13 protein-coding genes and 1 tRNA gene are annotated in these 17,221 nt (G+C 66.1%); 11 read left to right on the forward strand and 3 right to left on the reverse strand.

The window, feature by feature from the left end; all coding sequences use genetic code 11:
• The first annotated feature begins 143 nt into the window (after positions 1 to 143).
• The 4 genes from ACIGJC_RS12190 (at position 144) to ACIGJC_RS12205 (ending at position 4,522) form a co-directional block, all read left to right on the forward strand.
• A complete protein-coding gene (locus tag ACIGJC_RS12190; protein ID WP_483709091.1) occupies positions 144 to 1,085 on the forward strand; it encodes a CysB family HTH-type transcriptional regulator in 942 nt (313 codons plus the stop codon).
• 88 nt (positions 1,086 to 1,173) lie between these two features.
• Positions 1,174 to 2,319, forward strand: coding sequence for a methyltransferase (locus tag ACIGJC_RS12195; protein ID WP_483709092.1), 1,146 nt, complete (start codon positions 1,174 to 1,176; stop codon positions 2,317 to 2,319).
• Positions 2,320 to 2,407: 88 nt separating this feature from the next.
• Positions 2,408 to 3,580, forward strand: coding sequence for an ABC transporter substrate-binding protein (locus tag ACIGJC_RS12200; protein ID WP_483709094.1), 1,173 nt, complete (start codon positions 2,408 to 2,410; stop codon positions 3,578 to 3,580).
• Positions 3,581 to 3,631: 51 nt separating this feature from the next.
• Entirely contained in the window at positions 3,632 to 4,522 is an 891-nt protein-coding gene (locus ACIGJC_RS12205; RefSeq protein ID WP_483709095.1) for an NAD(P)-dependent oxidoreductase, read from the forward strand.
• Positions 4,523 to 4,531: 9 nt separating this feature from the next.
• Here ACIGJC_RS12205 and ACIGJC_RS12210 read toward each other — a convergent pair whose 3' ends face one another.
• Positions 4,532 to 5,437 (reverse strand): alpha/beta hydrolase, encoded by a 906-nt coding sequence (locus tag ACIGJC_RS12210; RefSeq protein ID WP_483709096.1) that lies wholly within the window; start codon positions 5,435 to 5,437, stop codon positions 4,532 to 4,534.
• 205 nt (positions 5,438 to 5,642) lie between these two features.
• Between ACIGJC_RS12210 and ACIGJC_RS12215 the strand changes: the two genes are divergently transcribed.
• From ACIGJC_RS12215 to cls, 7 genes are all read left to right on the forward strand, one after another.
• Positions 5,643 to 5,727, forward strand: a tRNA-Leu gene (locus ACIGJC_RS12215).
• A gap of 235 nt (positions 5,728 to 5,962) precedes the next feature.
• Positions 5,963 to 6,748, forward strand: coding sequence for a class I SAM-dependent methyltransferase (locus tag ACIGJC_RS12220; RefSeq protein ID WP_483709098.1), 786 nt, complete (start codon positions 5,963 to 5,965; stop codon positions 6,746 to 6,748).
• A 176-nt stretch (positions 6,749 to 6,924) separates the two neighbouring features.
• Entirely contained in the window at positions 6,925 to 7,677 is a 753-nt protein-coding gene (loiP, locus tag ACIGJC_RS12225) for a metalloprotease LoiP (protein WP_483709099.1), read from the forward strand.
• 276 nt (positions 7,678 to 7,953) lie between these two features.
• Complete coding sequence (gene aspT / locus ACIGJC_RS12230) at positions 7,954 to 9,648, forward strand: aspartate-alanine antiporter (protein ID WP_483709100.1); 1,695 nt, start codon at positions 7,954 to 7,956, stop codon at positions 9,646 to 9,648.
• Between the two features lie 108 nt (positions 9,649 to 9,756).
• Entirely contained in the window at positions 9,757 to 11,442 is a 1,686-nt protein-coding gene (gene aspT / locus ACIGJC_RS12235; RefSeq protein ID WP_483709101.1) for an aspartate-alanine antiporter, read from the forward strand.
• 96 nt (positions 11,443 to 11,538) lie between these two features.
• A complete protein-coding gene (locus tag ACIGJC_RS12240; RefSeq protein ID WP_483709102.1) occupies positions 11,539 to 13,164 on the forward strand; it encodes a bifunctional aspartate transaminase/aspartate 4-decarboxylase in 1,626 nt (541 codons plus the stop codon).
• A gap of 138 nt (positions 13,165 to 13,302) precedes the next feature.
• Positions 13,303 to 14,772: a cardiolipin synthase gene (gene cls / locus ACIGJC_RS12245; RefSeq protein WP_483709103.1), complete on the forward strand. Its 1,470-nt coding sequence runs from the start codon at positions 13,303 to 13,305 to the stop codon at positions 14,770 to 14,772.
• Between the two features lie 177 nt (positions 14,773 to 14,949).
• Here cls and hutG read toward each other — a convergent pair whose 3' ends face one another.
• Positions 14,950 to 15,762: an N-formylglutamate deformylase gene (hutG, locus tag ACIGJC_RS12250; protein ID WP_483709104.1), complete on the reverse strand. Its 813-nt coding sequence runs from the start codon at positions 15,760 to 15,762 to the stop codon at positions 14,950 to 14,952.
• A 51-nt stretch (positions 15,763 to 15,813) separates the two neighbouring features.
• Positions 15,814 to 17,220, reverse strand: a complete 1,407-nt coding sequence (locus ACIGJC_RS12255) for a formimidoylglutamate deiminase (RefSeq protein WP_483709105.1) — start codon at positions 17,218 to 17,220, stop codon at positions 15,814 to 15,816.
• Between the last annotated feature and the right edge of the window lies 1 nt (position 17,221).

The raw sequence follows: 17,221 nt of genomic DNA on the forward strand, positions 1-17,221 counted from the left end.
CCGTCTTGCCCGCGCCACTTTCAGGGTGGCGGCTGCGGGCGCAATGCGGGCTGGCCATTCATTAACAAAGTTCGAGAATCGTAATAAACTGGCCTCATACCTCAAACTAATAAGAAGTTGTTTGTTTATACGATCGAAGTTATATGAACCTGCACCAGTTTCGCTTTGTGCGTGAAGCGGTACGCCAGAACTACAACCTGACGGAAGCCGCAAAAGCGCTCTACACATCACAACCGGGTGTGTCCAAGGCCATCATCGAGCTGGAAGAAGAGCTGGGCGTCGATATCTTCACGCGCCATGGCAAGCGCATCCGCAGCCTGACCGAACCGGGGCGGCGCATCCTCAACTCGGTGGAGAAGATCCTGCAGGAAGTGGAAAGCCTGAAGCGCGTGGGCATGGACTATGCCGCGCAGGACCAGGGCAACTTCACCATTGCCACCACTCACACGCAGGCGCGCTACGCCTTGCCGCGGGTCATCAGCGAGTTCACCAAGCGCTACCCGAAGGTCCGGCTGTCGATCCAGCAGGGCAACCCGGCGCAGATCGCCGACATGCTGCTCCATGACCAGGCGGACATCGGCATTGCGACGGAAGGCATCTCCAGCGAAAAGACCTTGGTCTCCCTGCCGGGCCACCAGTGGCAACATGTGGTCATTACGCCACCCGATCATCCGTTGCTCGAAAAGAAGCACCTGGCGCTGGAAGACCTGAAGGGCTACCCGCTGATCACTTACGATCCGAACTTTGCCGGCCGGCCGAAGATCGACAAGGCCTTCGCGCTACGCCACCTGGAGCCCGACATCGTCCTGGAGGCCATCGATGCGGACGTGATCAAGACTTATGTGGAAGTCGGGCTCGGCGTCGGCATTGTGGCCGGCCTGGCCTACGATGCAGAGCGCGATCGCAACCTGCGCGGCATTCCGGCCGGCCACCTGTTCGGCACCAATGTGACGCACCTGGCCGTCAAGCAGGGCGCCTACCTGCGCAGCTTCGTCTATACCTTCATCGAACTGTTCTCGCCGACGCTGAACCGCAAGCTGGTGGAGCAAGCCATGTCGGGCGAGCACGAGGTCTACGAACTCTGAGGCCGCGGCTCCCGCCCATCCCCATTTGTATGCAGGACACCTTTATGCACGTTTTCCTGGCACAACCGTGCCGACCGGAGGCCCGCCCGTGAGCGAATTGCCGCAAATCCATTGGACCGAGGACGGCGCCGAACGCAGCGCGCAGTGGCGCTCCGAAGCCGGCCTGCCGCCGCCGCGCCGCGTGGTGGTGGCCGATGACACCACCTCCGCCGATACCGCATACCGCCTGGCGTGCGAAGGCACCGCGCTGCTATGGCGCGGCGACTTCCAGAATGCCCGCCAGATGCTGCAGGCCATGGCCCGCCGCACCGAGCGCAAGCCGAAGAAAAAGAGCCGGCCCGGACACAAGCATGCGTCCGAGTCGCCGACCGAAGCCTTCCACCAACACCGGCTGGCACAGTCCCAGCGTGCGCGCACGCTGGGCATGCTGCTGCTGCCGTTCGACGCCGGCCATACGGTGCCGCTGCGCCGCGCGCCGGATGTCGCGCAGGCTTGCGAGCAGGTCTATGGCAACGCCGGCGAACCCTACGTCGCGTCGATGCGCGAGCTGCTCGGCATGATCGGCGCCTACGAATGGCGCCGCAAAGGCGTGGAGATTCCCGCGCTGGGGGCGCGCATCCACCCGTGGTACGGCGTGTTCTCGCCGGTGCGCGGCGAGTACGTGGACCTCGTCGCCAATGCGCCGCTGCCGTCGAAGGCGCTGGCGTTCGACATCGGCGCGGGCACTGGCGTGCTGTCGGCCGTGCTGGCCCGGCGCGGCGTCAAGCGCGTGGTGGCGACGGACCAGGACCCGCGTGCGCTCGCCTGCGCGCGCGAAAATCTTGAACAGCTTGGCGTGGCTGGGCAGGTCGAGGTGCTCGAAGCCGACCTGTTCCCCGCGGGCCGTGCGCCACTGGTCGTCTGCAACCCGCCGTGGGTGCCGGCACGACCGAGTTCGCCCGTGGAGCGCGCCGTCTACGACCCCGACAGCGTCATGCTCCGTGGCTTCCTGGACGGCCTGGCGGCCCACCTGGAGCCTGGCGGCGAGGGCTGGCTGCTGCTGTCCGACCTGGCCGAGCACCTCGGCCTGCGTTCGCGCGAGCAACTGCTCGGCTGGATCGAAGCGGCCGGCCTGCAAGTGCTGGGCCGCACGGATATCCGTCCGCGCCACCCGCGCGCAACGGACGCGGCCGACGCACTCCATGCGGCGCGCTCGGCGGAAGTGACGTCGCTGTGGCGGCTGGGGGCGCGGTAAGCTTGCCCCCTTTGGTTGCTCCCCTCTCCCGCTGCGTGGCAGAGGGGAGCAACCCTCAAAAAGAAAAACACACACCAGGAGGAGAACCATGCCCAACGTGCTGCGCCGTGCGCTTGTCATCGCCTGCGCCTCCGCTACCACCTTGATCGCCAACAGCGCCCAGGCCGACATCCGCGTCGGCATTGACGTATCGACCACTGGCCCGGCGGCGTCGATTGGCATTCCGTCCAAGAACACCGTGCTGATGTGGCCCCAGACGCTGGGCGGGCAAAAGGCTCACTACGTGCTGCTCGACGACGGCTCGGACCCGGCCGCCGCGGTGCGCAACGTGCGCAAGCTGATCTCCGAGGAAAAAGTCGACGTCATCGTCGGCCCCAACATCACGCCTAACGCGATTGCCGCGCTGGATGCCATCGCCGAGAACGAAACGCCCATGGTGGCGCTGGCCGCCTCCGCCGCGATCATCGAGCCGCTGACCGATGCGCGCCGGCGCTGGGCCTTCAAGATGCCGCAGAACGACTCGCACATGGCCACGGTGCTGACCGAGTACATGAGCAACCATGGCGTGAAGACAGTCGGCTTCATCGGCTTTTCCGACACCTACGGCGAAAGCTGGTGGCGCGAGTTCTCGCGCCTGGCGGAGGTGCGCAAGCTGAAAGTGGTCGGCAATGAACGCTTTGGCCGCAACGACACCTCCGTGACCGGGCAGGTGCTCAAGCTGATGTCGGCCAATCCGGACGCCATCCTGATCGCCGGCTCGGGCACGCCCGCGGTGCTGCCGCAGAAGACGCTGGCCGAGCGCGGCTACAAGGGCAAGATCTACCAGACCCATGGCATCGCGACGTGGGATTTCCTGCGCGTCGGCGGCAAGGACGTGGAAGGCACGCTGTTCCCCACCGGCCCCGTCGTGGTCGCGCGCCAGTTGCCGGCCAGCCACCCGGTGCGCAAGGTGGCGCTCGACTTCGTCACGCGCTATGAAGCGAAGTACGGCGCCGACAGCGTGACCCAGTTCGCCGGCGACGCCTGGGGCGCGTGGCAGCTGCTCGACGATGCATCGCGGCGCGCTCTGAAGACCGGCGCGCAGCCGGGCACGCGTGAATTCCGCAACGCCTTGCGCAACGCCATTGAAACCACCTCGAACCTCACCATTCCCAACGGCGTGATGAACATGAATGCGAAAGACCACCAGGGCTTCGACCAGCGTTCGCGCGTGATGGGAACCGTCCGCAACGGCAAGTTCGCCTACGCGGGCGACGAGTAAGCACCTGTAGCGATTGCGACCGGCACGGCCGCACTGAAAGGGAAACACCGCATGACCACCGCCAATCCACAATCCTCCGCGCGCACCGTCGCGTTTATCGGCCTGGGCGCCATGGGTTCGCACATGACCCGCCACCTCTTGGCCGCAGGCCATTCGGTGCGCGCCTTCGTGCGCCGCCCGGAAGCCGCCGAGGCTGCGCGCGCGCTTGGCGCCGAGCCGTACTTTACGCCCGCCGAAGCCGCACGCGGCGCCAGCGTGGTGTTCACCAACGTCACCTCGTCCGAGGACGTGCGCGAGGTGCTGCTCGGCGAGAACGGCGTGATCCACGGCGCTGCTCCCGGCACGGTCTGCATCGACCACAGCACCATCTCGCCCATCGTCACGCGTGAAATCGCCGCCGCACTGTCCGCAGGCGGCATCGACATGCTGGACTGCCCCGTATCGGGCGGCACGGTCGGGGCCGAGGCCGCGACGCTGACCATCATGGTCGGCGGCAAGCCCGAAGTGCTGGAAGGCGTGCGCCCGCTGCTGGCGCTGCTCGGCAAGACCATCACCCACATCGGCGACCACGGTGCCGGCCAGGTGGCCAAGCTGTGCAACCAGATCGCGCAGGTGGTCAATATCGAAGGCATCGCCGAGGCCATGCGCTTTGCGTCCGCGCAGCAGGTCGATACCGCACGCGTGTTCGAGGCCATGTCCACCGGCCTGGCCGGCAGCCGCATGCTCGACATGATGGGGCCGAAGATGGTCGCGCACGACTTCGCCGCCGGCATCGAGGCACGGCTGCATGACAAGGACTTCGGGCTCGCGCGCAACATCGCCGAGGAAATCGGCCTGAAGCTGCCGGCCATGGAAGCCACCTCGGGCCAGCTCCAGACGCTCATGGAAAAGGGCTGGGGCAAGGACGATACCTCGTCCCTGCTGCGCGTGCTCGAAGGTTGAGCGCGCCGGCTACGTCCTGGCGCCCGTCAGCGTCAGGACAGCCCGCAGCAGCGTGCTGTCGGGATTGGCCAGGTCATCCATCACGTTGAAATGGTGGCGGCCCGGCAGCGGCACATCCTGCGCAGCATTGGCCGGCCACGCGGCGCGGATCAACGCGTTCTGGCGGTGGTACTCGGCGGCTTCCAGTTCGCCCACGGCCGTCACCAGCGGCGCATGCGTCGCGGGCGGCATGAACGCCGGCGACAGGCGCGCGACGTCGGCCTCGGACAGGCGCAGGTCGCGCTGCAGGAACTCGGCGCGGCGCAGCGGCTCCAGGTCGTACAGGCCGCTGACCGACAGGCCGCCCTTGACCAGGTCGTCCGGCAGGTCGGGACCGACCTGCGGCCACAGCGCCGCCATCAGCATGGCCACCAGGTGGCCGCCAACCGAATGGCCGGCCACGAAGATGCGCGCAGGGTCATGGCCCAGGCGCGATGATTGCCGGTACAGCCACGCCACGCTGCCCACCACCTGGCGCACGATCGCCGGGACCGCCACGGACGGGCACAGGGAATAGTTCACGACCGCCACCGATACGCCCAGCCGCGGCAGCTCGCTGGCCACGAAACTGTGGTCGCGCTTGTCCAGCGCGCGGAAATAGCCGCCATGCACGAATACCAGCAGCGGCGGGTTCTCGCCGGCGCCCGGGAAGTAGTCCAGCCGCTCGTCCTGCGCGTGGACCGAACCGGGTGCGGCATAGCTCAGATCCTCCTGGTAGCCGCCGCGCGCGCGCACCTGCGCCGACAGCGTCGCCCAGCGCGCCATGTGCTCGGCGTTGTCGGGCACGCGCGCACGGTTGTTGTATTCTCGCTCGTAGTAGGCCGGGTCCTGGGAAGGCAACCGGGCCAGGCTGGCCAGGGACGATTGTGCGGGCATGGCGGGCTCGGCGTGCATGGGAAAGCGCCATCGTAGCCCCGGCCCGGCACGCGCGGATATCCGGGCCAATACCACTGAATATTGCGACGGCACCCGCCACATCAACGCCCGCCGGCGCCGCTGAGCGCACCCGCAGGTTGTCGAAAGGGGCGATTTGCGGCATAATTCGCGGCTCAACGCGGTGCCGGCTCCGGCGCCCACACCTGCCCGGGTGGTGAAACAGGTAGACGCAGGGGACTCAAAATCCCCCGCCGCAAGGCGTGTCGGTTCGAGTCCGACCCCGGGCACCATCAATACCGATCAAACCTTTGATTGACAAAGGATTTCCGGATCGGTGCTCCCCTGTCCCTGGCATTGCCGCGAACGCACCGGCGTACGCTTGCATTGCTGCGCGCACGACCCAAAAGATCCAGTCGTTCTGAGGCCTTCCGCACAAAGGTCATCAACCTTTGGGATGAAGCTGGCTGTGGTTGTTACTAAGCTCAAACATCCGAGCCAGTCCCTACAGCCCAGACAGGAGGCAACATGACTACGGCAGCCACACCCGCACGTTCCGTACTGGCGCAACGCGTCAAACAAACGCTGAAGCCATTCATGCCGTCGTGGGTGCTGAAGTTCCACCGCGACCGAAACATACGCAGGCAAACGGCGCTGTATGAAGGCAAGCCCCTTGGGGAAGTTTTCACCCACGTGTACCAGACCGGTGGCTGGGGCGTGGCGGAGGACCAGTCCGGGTTCTACAGCGGCAGCAGTTCCCATGACCCCAAGATTGTCGAACCCTATGTAAAGGCGGTGACCGAGTACCTGGGCGCGTTGTCGCAGCCGGCCGTCGTCGACCTCGGCTGTGGCGACTTCAACGTCGGCAAGCGGATTCGCGCCGTTTGCGGGCGCTACGTCGGCTGCGACGTCGTGGACGCGGCGATCCAGTCGAACCGGACAAGGTTCGCCGATCTCGACGTGGACTTTCGCTGCGTCGACATCACGACCGATCCGCTGCCTGCGGGCGACATCGTGTTCCTGCGCCAGGTGCTCGACCACCTGGACAATGCGCGCATCGCCACCGTGCTGTCGAAACTCGGGCCATACAAGGTGCTGATCCTGACCGAGTACCTGCCGCAGAGCGCGAACTTCACGCCTAACGTCGACAAGGCAATCGGCTCGCACCTGCGCCTGTTCGGGGCGCAACCGAGCGGGCTCGTGCTGACCGCGCCTCCGTTCAACCTGAAGGTACGGTCCGCGCGGATTCTCTGCGAGGTGGCCGATAGCGGTGGTGTCATCCGCACCATCGCCTACGAACTGCCGCAAAACTGAGGCGTCGGGAGCCGTCCCCGCAATGTGCGCGAAACGGCCCGAGGCCCGCTGAAAAAACGCTCCACGTCACAGGACGCGCGCGCTGGCGCGCGTCCTTGTCGGACAAACTCCACTGGCGCATTCGCTCCCGGTTTTCCTATGCTATGCATTGGTCAATTCCGCCCTGGAGCCGAACCATGACGCGAATCGCGCGAGTTGCCGTCCCTGCCGTGGTCTGCGTGGCCTTGCAGGCCGGCTGCGCCAACATGAACATGGACAGCATGACGCAAGCCGGCGGCAGCCTGTTCTCGGCAGCCTCGCTGACCGACGCCAACGTCAAGACCTTGTCCGACCAGTCCTGCGCGGAAATGGACAAGAAAAACACCATTGCCGCGGCCGACAGCCCCTACACCAGACGCCTCGCCAACGTGATGAGCGGGCTGGGCAATACCGGCCTGCCGCTCGACGCCAAGGTGTACATGACCAAGGACGTCAATGCCTGGGCCATGGCCAACGGCTGCGTGCGCGTCTACAGCGGCCTGATGGACCTGATGAGCGACGACGAAGTCCGCGGCGTGGTGGGCCACGAGATCGGCCACGTCGCGCTGGGGCATACCAAGCACGCCATGCAGGTGGCGTACAGCACGTCGGCGGCGCGCGGCCTGCTCGGTTCGCTGGGCAGTCCGACACTCACCGCGCTGACCTCGTCGCAGATCGCCGACCTGGGCGAACAATTCATCAATGCGCAGTTCTCGCAACGGCAGGAGAGCGCCGCCGATGATTATTCGTTCGACCTGCTCACCAAAAACGGCGCCAACCGGCAGGCGCTGGCCTCCGCGTTCCGCAAGCTGGCGGCACTCGACGGCGGACAGTCCAGCATGCTCAGCAGCCACCCCGGCTCGCTGGAGCGCGCCAAGCACATCGACGCACGGCTCGCCGGCGGGAAGTAGCGCGTGACGTTGCCATGGCGGCGCCGCACCCGACCGGGTGAAGCGTTCCGGGTCCGCCGCGTGGTGCGGCGCAACGAAAATCGGACGCGTTTAATTATTTAAATCACCGATAAAAGCTTTCAGTACGCCGGTTTCGACCCCGCAGTGATAATCCATCACGCAGCATCCCCATGCGGATGCTGATGCGTTCTGGCCGCACGGCCGCGCGCTTTGAGCGGCAATGCGCAATACGTTTTCGCGCCACGCCGCACGCCCCAAGGATATCGCTGCCGCGCCATGGAATTCCTTTCAGGCCTGCTTGCCTCGCAACCGGAAATTGCGCTGTTCCTCGCGCTTGCGGTCGGCCATGCGATCGGCGCGATCCGCTTCGGCCCGTTCCAGCTCGGCGGCATCTGCGGCACGCTGATCGCCTCGCTCGTGATCGGGCAAAGCGGCGCGCGGCTCGACAACGACGTCAAGAACGTTGCGTTCGCCGTCTTCATCTTCGCGCTGGGCTTCACCGGCGGGCCGCAGTTCTTTGCCAATGTCGGACGCGAATGGCGCATCGGGCTGCTCTCGCTCGTGGAAGTCTTCGTGCTGCTGGGCCTGCTGGCCGTCGCCGTGCCACTGCTGAGACTCGATCAGGGTACCGCCGCCGGCCTGCTCGCCGGCGCCGCGACCGAGTCTGCCGTAATCGGCACCGCGTCCGAAGCGATTTCCCGGCTGGGCATCTCGCAAGAACAGATACGGGTGCTGCAAACCAATATCGTCACCGCGTACAGCGTGACCTACCTGTTCGGCCTGGTTTCCATCGTCCTGTTCACAAGCCAGCTCGCGCCGTGGCTGTTGCGCGTGAACCTGCGCGACTCCGCCGAAAAACTGTGGCACAAGCTCGGTGGCGAGAACGACATGGGCCAAGGCCAGAGCAGCGCATTGCCGCTGCTGGTCGGACGCGTACTGCGCGTCGAAGACGTGGCCGGCAAGACCGTGCTCGATACCGAGAAGCTGGTCGCGCTGGGCGTGACGATCCGGCGTGTACGGCGCGACGGGAACACGTTTCGGCCGACCCCCGACGAGATCCTGCGCGGCGGTGATGCGGTGCTCGCCGTTGGCCGGCGCGATGCCATGGTGGCCTTCGCCGGACTGGTCGGCCCCGAATTGCCGGAAGAGCCCGACATGGACGCCGTGCAGAGCGAGCACGACGTCCTGCTCACGCGGCGCGAGGTCATTGGCCTCACGCTTGCACGCCTGCGCCAGATGGCCGATGTCGGCATGGGACGCGGCGTTTATATCCAGCGCATTGCGCGCATGCAGCACAGCGTTCCCGCGTTGCCCGAAACCGTACTCAGGCGCGGCGACGTGCTGACCCTGGCGGGCCCGCAGGAGGCAGTGCAGCGCGTCGTGCCGGAACTCGGCTACACGGTCACGCCGACCATCAAGACCGACTTCGTGTTCCTGGGCGTCGGCGTGCTGCTGGGCATGCTGATCGGCAGCCTCAGCGTAAAGCTCGGCCGCGCCGATCTCACGCTCGGCACCGGCGGCGGCTGCCTCGTGTCAGGCCTGATGTTCGGCTGGCTGCGCGCGCGCGTGCCGCTGTTCGGCTCGCTGCCCTCTTCCGCCGCCGAGATCCTGAAGGACTTCGGCCTGGCCACCTTCATTGCCGCGGTGGGCCTCTCCGCCGGTCCTGACGCGATCAAGCTCATCCGCGAATATGGCCTGATCCTGCCGGTGGCGGGCATCCTCGTCTCGGTGGTGCCAGCCGCGATCTCGCTGTTCATCGGTCATCGCTGGCTGAAGCTCGACACGCCCATCCTGCTCGGCGCCGTTGCCGGGCAGCACTGCAGCACGCCGACCATCATGGCGCTGACCACCGCGGCCGGCAACGGCACCCCGGTGATCGGCTACACCATCACTTATGCGATTTCCAATGTCCTCCTGCCGCTGCTGGGCCCGATATCGGTGGCCATGGCCGGAGCACTGGCAAGGCATTGACCAGACGCGGCACGCAGATGCCGCGCGAGAAGACTGTCCCTGCAACACCCGGCAGCAGCAAGTCGAAAACGTCGTCTCAACTCGCATCGATCGCTTCAGGAGGGCACCATGGATTGGTTGCACACTATCTTCCAGAAATCGCCGGAGTCAGCGCTATTCCTGTCGCTCGCCGTCGGCTATGCCATCGGCAAGATCACCTTCGGGCGCTTTCAGCTCGGCGGCGTGGCCGGCTCACTGCTTGCCGCGGTGGTGATCAGCCAGTTCGGCGTCCAGATCGACAACGGCGTCAAGGCCGTGATGTTCGCGGTCTTTATCTATGCCGTCGGCTACGAAAGCGGCCCGCAGTTCTTCAACTCGCTCAACCGCAGTTCGCTGCGCGAGATCGCCATGGCGGTCTTCATGGCGGTGTGCGGCCTGGTGACGGTGGTGGTGCTGGCCAAGATCTTTGATCTCGACAAGGGCATCGCCGCCGGACTTGCGGCTGGTGGCATGACCCAGTCGGCCATCATCGGCACGGCGGGCGATGCGATCACCAAGCTCGGCCTGTCGGCCGAGGAGGTGAAGCGGCTGCAGGCCAACGTCGCGATCGGCTACGCCGTGACTTATGTATTTGGGTCGCTCGGCGCCATCATCGTCTGCGTGAACATCCTGCCACGCTTCATGAAGGCGGACCTCAAAAGCGACGCCAAGAAGATGGAGGTCAAACTGCATGGCGGGTTGCCGCAGTTCGGACCGGGCCAGCGTGGCGCACTCCCGCGCCTGACCGGCCGCCTGTTCCGCGTCACCGATGCTGCCGGCAAGACCGTTTCGCAGATCGAGATTGGCGGAGAGGACCTGGTCACCGTGGAGAAGATCCAGCGTGGCGGCAAGGCCCTGGAGGTCAAGCAGAATGAGGTCTTGAAGGAAGGCGACCTGGTCCTGCTGGTAGGTCGGCGCGATGCCATGATACCGACTGCCGCCCGGATCGGTGAGGAAGTGGCTGACGCGGAAGGCATGGGCGTAGTCATGCAGGCGCGCAAGGTAGTCTTCTCCGCCAAGGGCATGAACAACAAGACGGTGGCCGAGATTGTCGAGATGGTGGGACGCGATATGCGCCATGGCGTCTACATCGAGCATATCGAGCGCTATGACCATCCGCTGCCGTTGTTGCCGGAACTGAAGCTGCAGCACGGCGACATCCTCACGCTCTACGGCACCCCGGCCGACACCAAGCGCGCGTCGGAAATGGCGGGCTATGAGCTGGTGCCTAGCGAGAAGACCGATTTCGTGTACTTCGGTGCCGGCGTTCTGGTGGGTCTGCTGATCGGCCTGCTGGTATGGCGCGTCGGCGGAATTCCGCTCACCCTGGGCTCGGGCGGCGGTGCGCTGCTGTCCGGCCTGGTGTTCGGCTGGGCGCGGTCCAAGCACAAGATGTTCGGCGCGATGCCCACGGCGGCCTGCCAGCTGCTCAAGGATTTCGGGCTGGCCGCGTTCGTCGCCATCGTCGGCATCAACTCCGGCCTGCAGGCAGCCAACACGCTGAAGCAGCAAGGCCTCACTATCTTCGTGCTCGGCGCGGTCGTCACGCTGCTGCCGCTGTTCCTGACCATGCTGTTCGGCCGCTATGTACTGCGCTACGACAACGCCGCCTTGCTGGCTGGGGCCCTGTCGGGATCGCGCAGTGCGAACCCGGCATTTGGGGGCGTGCTGGACAAGGCGGAAAGCCCCGTGCCTACTGTTCCGTTCGCCATCACGTATGCCATTGCCAACGTTCTGCTGACGCTGCTCGGCCCCCTGATTGTGGGATTGGTCTAGTCGCGCCAGCATTCCTTGCGTTCCCAACCGCTACGCGGGCCCTACCCTTCCGGCCCGCCAGCGCCAACCCGACAAGCGTCTTTACAGGAGCAAGTCATGAGCAAACCGGATATCTCCAAGCTGGCCAGCCTCTCGCCGTTTGAACTGAAGGACGAACTGATCAAGCTTGCCAGCAGCGACGCGGACCGCCTGATGCTCAACGCGGGCCGCGGCAACCCGAACTTCCTCGCCACCGTCCCGCGCCATGCCTTCTGGCAGCTTGGCCTGTTCGCCATGCGCGAATCCGAGCGTTCGTTCTCTTACATGCCCGAGGGCGTGGGCGGCTTCCCGCGCCGCGAAGGCATCGAGGAGCGCTTCGACCTGTTCGCACGCGAATTCGCCGATGTGCCCGGCGTGTCGTTCCTGGCGGGTGCGGTGTCCTATGTGCGCGACCAGCTTGGCCTGAATGCCGGCGCCTTCCTTTATGAGATGTGCGAAGGCATCCTGGCCTGCAGCTACCCGGTGCCGGATCGCATGCTGAAGCTGTCGGAGGTCATCGTTGGCCAGTACATCCGCAAGGAGATGATCGGCAATCATCCGTTCATCGGCGAGTTCGACCTCTTCGCCGTCGAAGGTGGTACTGCGGCGATGACGTACCTGTTCAACTCGATCCGCGAGAACCATCTGCTCAAGGCCGGCGACACCATCGCGCTGGGCATGCCGATTTTCACGCCGTATATCGAGATCCCCGAGCTGAACGACTACAAGCTGGTCGAGCTGTCCGTGGACGCCGACCCGGCCAGCAACTGGCAGTACTCGAACAAGGAACTCGACAAGCTGCGCGACCCCAAGGTCAAGGCCTTCTTCCTGGTGAACCCCAGCAACCCGCCTTCGGTGCGGATGAGCGATGAAAGCCTGGAGTACCTGGCTTCGATCATCGAGGAGCGTCCGGACCTGATCATCCTGACCGACGACGTGTATGGCACCTTTGCCGACAACTTCGTCTCGCTGTTCGCGATGTGCCCGAAGAACACCATCCTGGTGTACTCGTTCTCGAAGTACTTCGGCGCGACCGGCTGGCGGCTCGGCGTGATCGCCACGCACCGCGAGAATATCTTCGACCAGAAAATCGCCGCGCTTCCCGAGGCCGCGCGCAAGGAACTGCACGAGCGCTATACCTCGATCACGACCGAGCCGGACAAGCTCAAGTTCATCGACCGCCTGGTGGCCGACAGCCGCACGGTCGCGCTGAACCACACCGCGGGCCTGTCGACGCCGCAGCAGGTGCAGATGGTGCTGTTCTCGCTGTTCTCGCTGATGGACACGCCGGACAGCTACAAGACCGCCATGAAGCGCCTGATCCGCAACCGCAAGGCGGCGCTGTACCGCGAGATCGGCATCGCGCCGGAGGCGAACGATCCGAACGCCGTGGACTACTACACGCTGCTCGACATTGAAGCGCTGGGCGGCAAGGCGCTGGGGCCGGACTTCGTCAAATGGGTGATGGCATCGGTGGAGCCGAACGAACTGCTGTTCCGCCTGGCGGAGGATTCCGGCGTGGTGCTGCTGCCGGGCCGCGGCTTCGGTACGCGCCACCCGTCGGGCCGCGTGTCCCTGGCCAACCTGAACGAATCGGACTACGCCAAGATCGGCCGCTCGATCCGCAAGCTGTTCGAGGAGTATGTGGAGAAATACAACGCGGCCACCGGCAACAAGGCCAACAAGAACGTGGTGAAGAAGTAAGCGCCGCACTGGCCGGCACCCGCGAGGTGCCGGCCCCGGTTGCCCGCCGCGGTTGCCCGCTTATGGCCGCGGGCAGCCGGCTCTGGTATGGTCTGGGCGATTTCCGCCCGCCCTCCGCCGCCATACCCGAGCCCTGGCATGCTGCTTCCGTCGTTCCTGTCTTCGCTGCCCGACCCCGCCCTGTGGTCGGACCCGCTGTTCACGCTGACCGAGTGGGCGATCCGCCTGACCATGCTGGTCTATGTGCCGCAGCGCCGCGCGCCGGCGGCGGCGCGCACCTGGCTGTTGCTGGTGTTCTTCCTGCCCTGGCTTGGCTTGCTGCTCTATGCGCTGTTCGGGCGCATCTACTATCCAAAATCACGCAGCGTGAAGCTGGCCCGCATCAACCGCGGCATCGAGCAGCTGCGCGAGCGCATCAGCCACGAGCTGCCGGAAGGTCCGCTGCCCGACGGGGTGTGCCAGACCGGGGCCTGCCTGATCGAGCGCGTCGGCTCGTTCGCGCCGATGCGCGGCAACACGGTCACGCTGATGGACCGCTACGACGAAGTCGTGGCGGCAATGGTGGCCGATATCGATGCCGCGGTGCAGTCGGTGCACATCCTCATGTACATCTACGCCGCCGATGCCACCGGCCGCACGATCACCGACGCCGTGCTGCGCGCCGCACGCCGCGGCGTGCGCTGCAGCGTGCTGCTCGACGCGCTGGGCGCGCGTGGCGGCCTGAAGGCCTTCACCGACGTATTGCGGCACGCCGGTGTGCAGGTGGTGCCGGTGCTGCCGATGGGCTCGCTGTCCGCGGTGCTCAAGGGCAAGAGTGCGCGCTTCGACCTGCGCAACCACCGCAAGATCGTGGTGCTCGATGGCCGCGTAGGCTATATCGGCTCGCAGAACATCGTCGATGCGGAGTCGATGCCGGGCCTGCCCAACGAGGAACTGGTGGCGCGCGTCACGGGGCCGGCGGTGTCGCAGTTGCAGGCCGTGTTCCTGGCGGACCGCTACCTCGAAACCGGCGACAAGGACCTTGGCGCGGCGGATTTCCCGCCGCTGTCGCCGGAAGGCCCGAGCATCGCGCAGATGCTGCCCAGCGGACCCGGCTACGGTACGCAGAACGCGCAGATGGTGCTGGTCTCGATGATCCATAACGCCGTGCGCCGCGTGGTCATCACCACGCCCTACTTCGTGCCGGACGAGTCGTTCCTGCAGGCGCTGCACGTGGCCTGCTACCGCGGCGTGGAGGTGCACCTGGTGCTGTCGCAGCGCATCGACCAGCGCTTCACGCAGGCCGCGCAGGAAGCTTATTTCGGCGTGCTGCTGGAATCGGGCGTGAAGATCCACCTGTACCGGCCGGCATTCCTGCATGCCAAGCACGTGACCATCGACGACACCGTGGCCATGGTGGGATCAACCAATATGGATATCCGCTCGTTCGCGCTCAATGCCGAGGCGGCGCTGGTGATCTATGACCGGGAGGTGGTGGAAAAGATGGTGCGGATTCAGCAACGCTATCTGGCGGACAGCGATACGGTGGCGCGGGAAAAATGGGCTCGGCGGCCGTTGCGGACGCGGACGTGGCAGAACCTTTGCAGGTTGGCGGATTCGTTGTTGTAAGCGTGTTGGCTCGGGCGAGCGCTGGCCCTCTTCCCCGCCCCTCACCCACAAGTGGGAGAGGGGAGCAAACCGCGTATCGCAGCACGTGGCGCTTCCAAAGCCGGCGTGGGCTGCTACCCTCTCCCGCCTGCGGGCGAGGGGCTGGGGGAGAGGGCAGGCGTCCCCACGAAGTACGGCTCAGCGCCCTTCCACAAACCCCAGCACCGCCACCAGCATCTGCTTCAGCGACGGCTGCAGCGCCGACGCCTTCGCTTCGTCATACGCGAACGGATACGACTCGCTCATATACGCGGACTGCGCCAGTTCAAGCTGCACGGCGTGCACGCCATCACGCGGCTGCCCGTAGTTGCGCGTGATATAGCCGCCCTTGAAGCGTCCGTTCAGCACGGCGGTATGGCCGGGCACGTCCTGCGCGATCTCCAGCAGTTCGTCCGCAAGCGCCTGGTCACAACTGTCGCCATTGGCCGTGCCCAGGTTGAAGTCCGGCAGCTTGCCTTCAAAGAAGCGCGGCAGGACCGAGCGGATCGAATGCGCGTCCCACAGCGCCACGGTGCCGTGCTGCTGGCGCAGGCGCGCCAGCTCTTCGGCCAGCGCGGTGTGGTACGGCCGCCATACAGCATCGCGGCGCATGCCGATCTCGGCTTCGTCCGGGCCCACGCCACTGACGTACAGCGGCGTCTTGTCGAAGGTGTCGACCGGGCACAGGCCGGTGGTGTCCTGGCCGGGATACAGGTTGGCGTTGTCGGGCGGACGGTTCAGGTCCACCACATAGCGCGAATGCGTGGCCGCCAGCACCGAGGCGCCGAGTGCGCGCGCGAAGTCGTAGAGGCGTTCCAGGTGCCAGTCGGTATCGGCTACGGTACGCGCTTCGGCAGTCAGCCGCTGCGACACGGTTGCGGGCAGGTAAGTGCCGACGTGCGGCATCGATACCAGCAGCGGACGCGTGCCGCGATGCAGGGTAAAGGCGGGGGTATCGGTAGAAAAGGGCATGGTCTGTGTGAGGCTTGGCAGCACGCCGCCCCAAGGCGGCGGCTTCCGGTTTCAGTCGCCGAGCAGGCTCGCGCGCGCGGCCACGAACAGCCGGCCGGCCTCCGCCTGCAAAGGATGCGCGCCATGCTGCACGCGGCAGCGGCCGGCCGTGCGGACCTCCGCTAGTGTCTCATGGCCGTGGTTGGCAAAGACATGGGTGGCCAGCGCCTGCGCGCCGTCCAGGCCCGCAAGCGCCGGATGCGCACCGTCGAGCACGACGAAATCCGCCTGCTGGCCGGCTGCCAGTCCCGCCACCGCACGCCCCGCGGCGCGCGCCCCGCCGGTCACGGCTTCCAGGTACAAGCGGTCCGCGACCTGCAGGTGCGATTCCGACGCCAGCACATTGCGCTGCTGCAGCGCCAGCCGCTGCCCGTATTCGAACATGCGCAGCTCCTCCGCCACGCTGACGCTCGCATGGCTGTCCGAGCCGATGCCCCACGCGCCGTGCTGCGCCATGTAGGGCGCCGCCTCGAACACGCCATCTCCAAGGTTGGCCTCGGTGGTCGGGCAGATGCCGGCCACGGCGCCGCTGTGCGCGAGCCGCCGGCGCTCATCCCAGTCCATATGGGTCGCGTGCACCAGGCACCAGCGTGCGTCGACCTCGGCGTGGTCGAGCAGCCATTCGACCGGACGGATGCCGGCCCAGGCGATACAGTCGTCCACCTCGCGCTGCTGCTCGGCGATGTGGATGTGCACCGGAGCGGTCGGATCGATCGCATGCAGGCCGGCCAGCGCGTGCGTCATGCTTTGCGGCGGCACCGCGCGCAGCGAATGCGGGGCGAGCCCAAGACGAGCACCGTGCTCGCTGCAGGCCGGCGCGAGCCGTTCAAGCAGCTTCAGCATGGCATCGGTGTCGTGCAGGAAGCGGCGCTGCTCAGCCAGCGGCGGCTTGTTGCCGAAGCCAGCGGTCTGGTACAGCACGGGCAGCAACGTCATGCCGATGCCGGCGCGCTGAGCCGCGCGCAGCAGGCGCAGCGACATCTCGGCCGCGTCTGCATAGGGCTTGCCATCGATGTCGCGGTGCACGTAGTGGAACTCGCACACGCTGGTGTAGCCCGCGCGCAGCATCTCGATGTAGAGCTGCGTGGCGATGGCCTCGAGCGTGTCGGGCGACACGCGCAGCGCAAAGCGGTACATCTGCGTGCGCCAGCTCCAGAACGAGTCGGCACCGGCGGGATCTCCGCCCTGCGCCACGCTGCGGTACTCGGTCAGGCCGGCAAAGCCGCGCTGGAACGCGTGCGAATGCAGATTCGGCATGCCGGGCAATACCGGACCGGCCGCGCGCGGCACGTCGGCCGCGGCGGATGCGCCCGCCTGTACCGAGGTCAGGCGGCCATCGGCGTCCCATGCCAGCAGCACGTCGCGAGCCCAGCCAGTGGGCAGCAATGCATGGGATGCAAAAATGCGTGATTCGCTCATG

The sequence above is a fragment of the Cupriavidus sp. C3SS-1 genome (genome assembly GCF_057073755.1).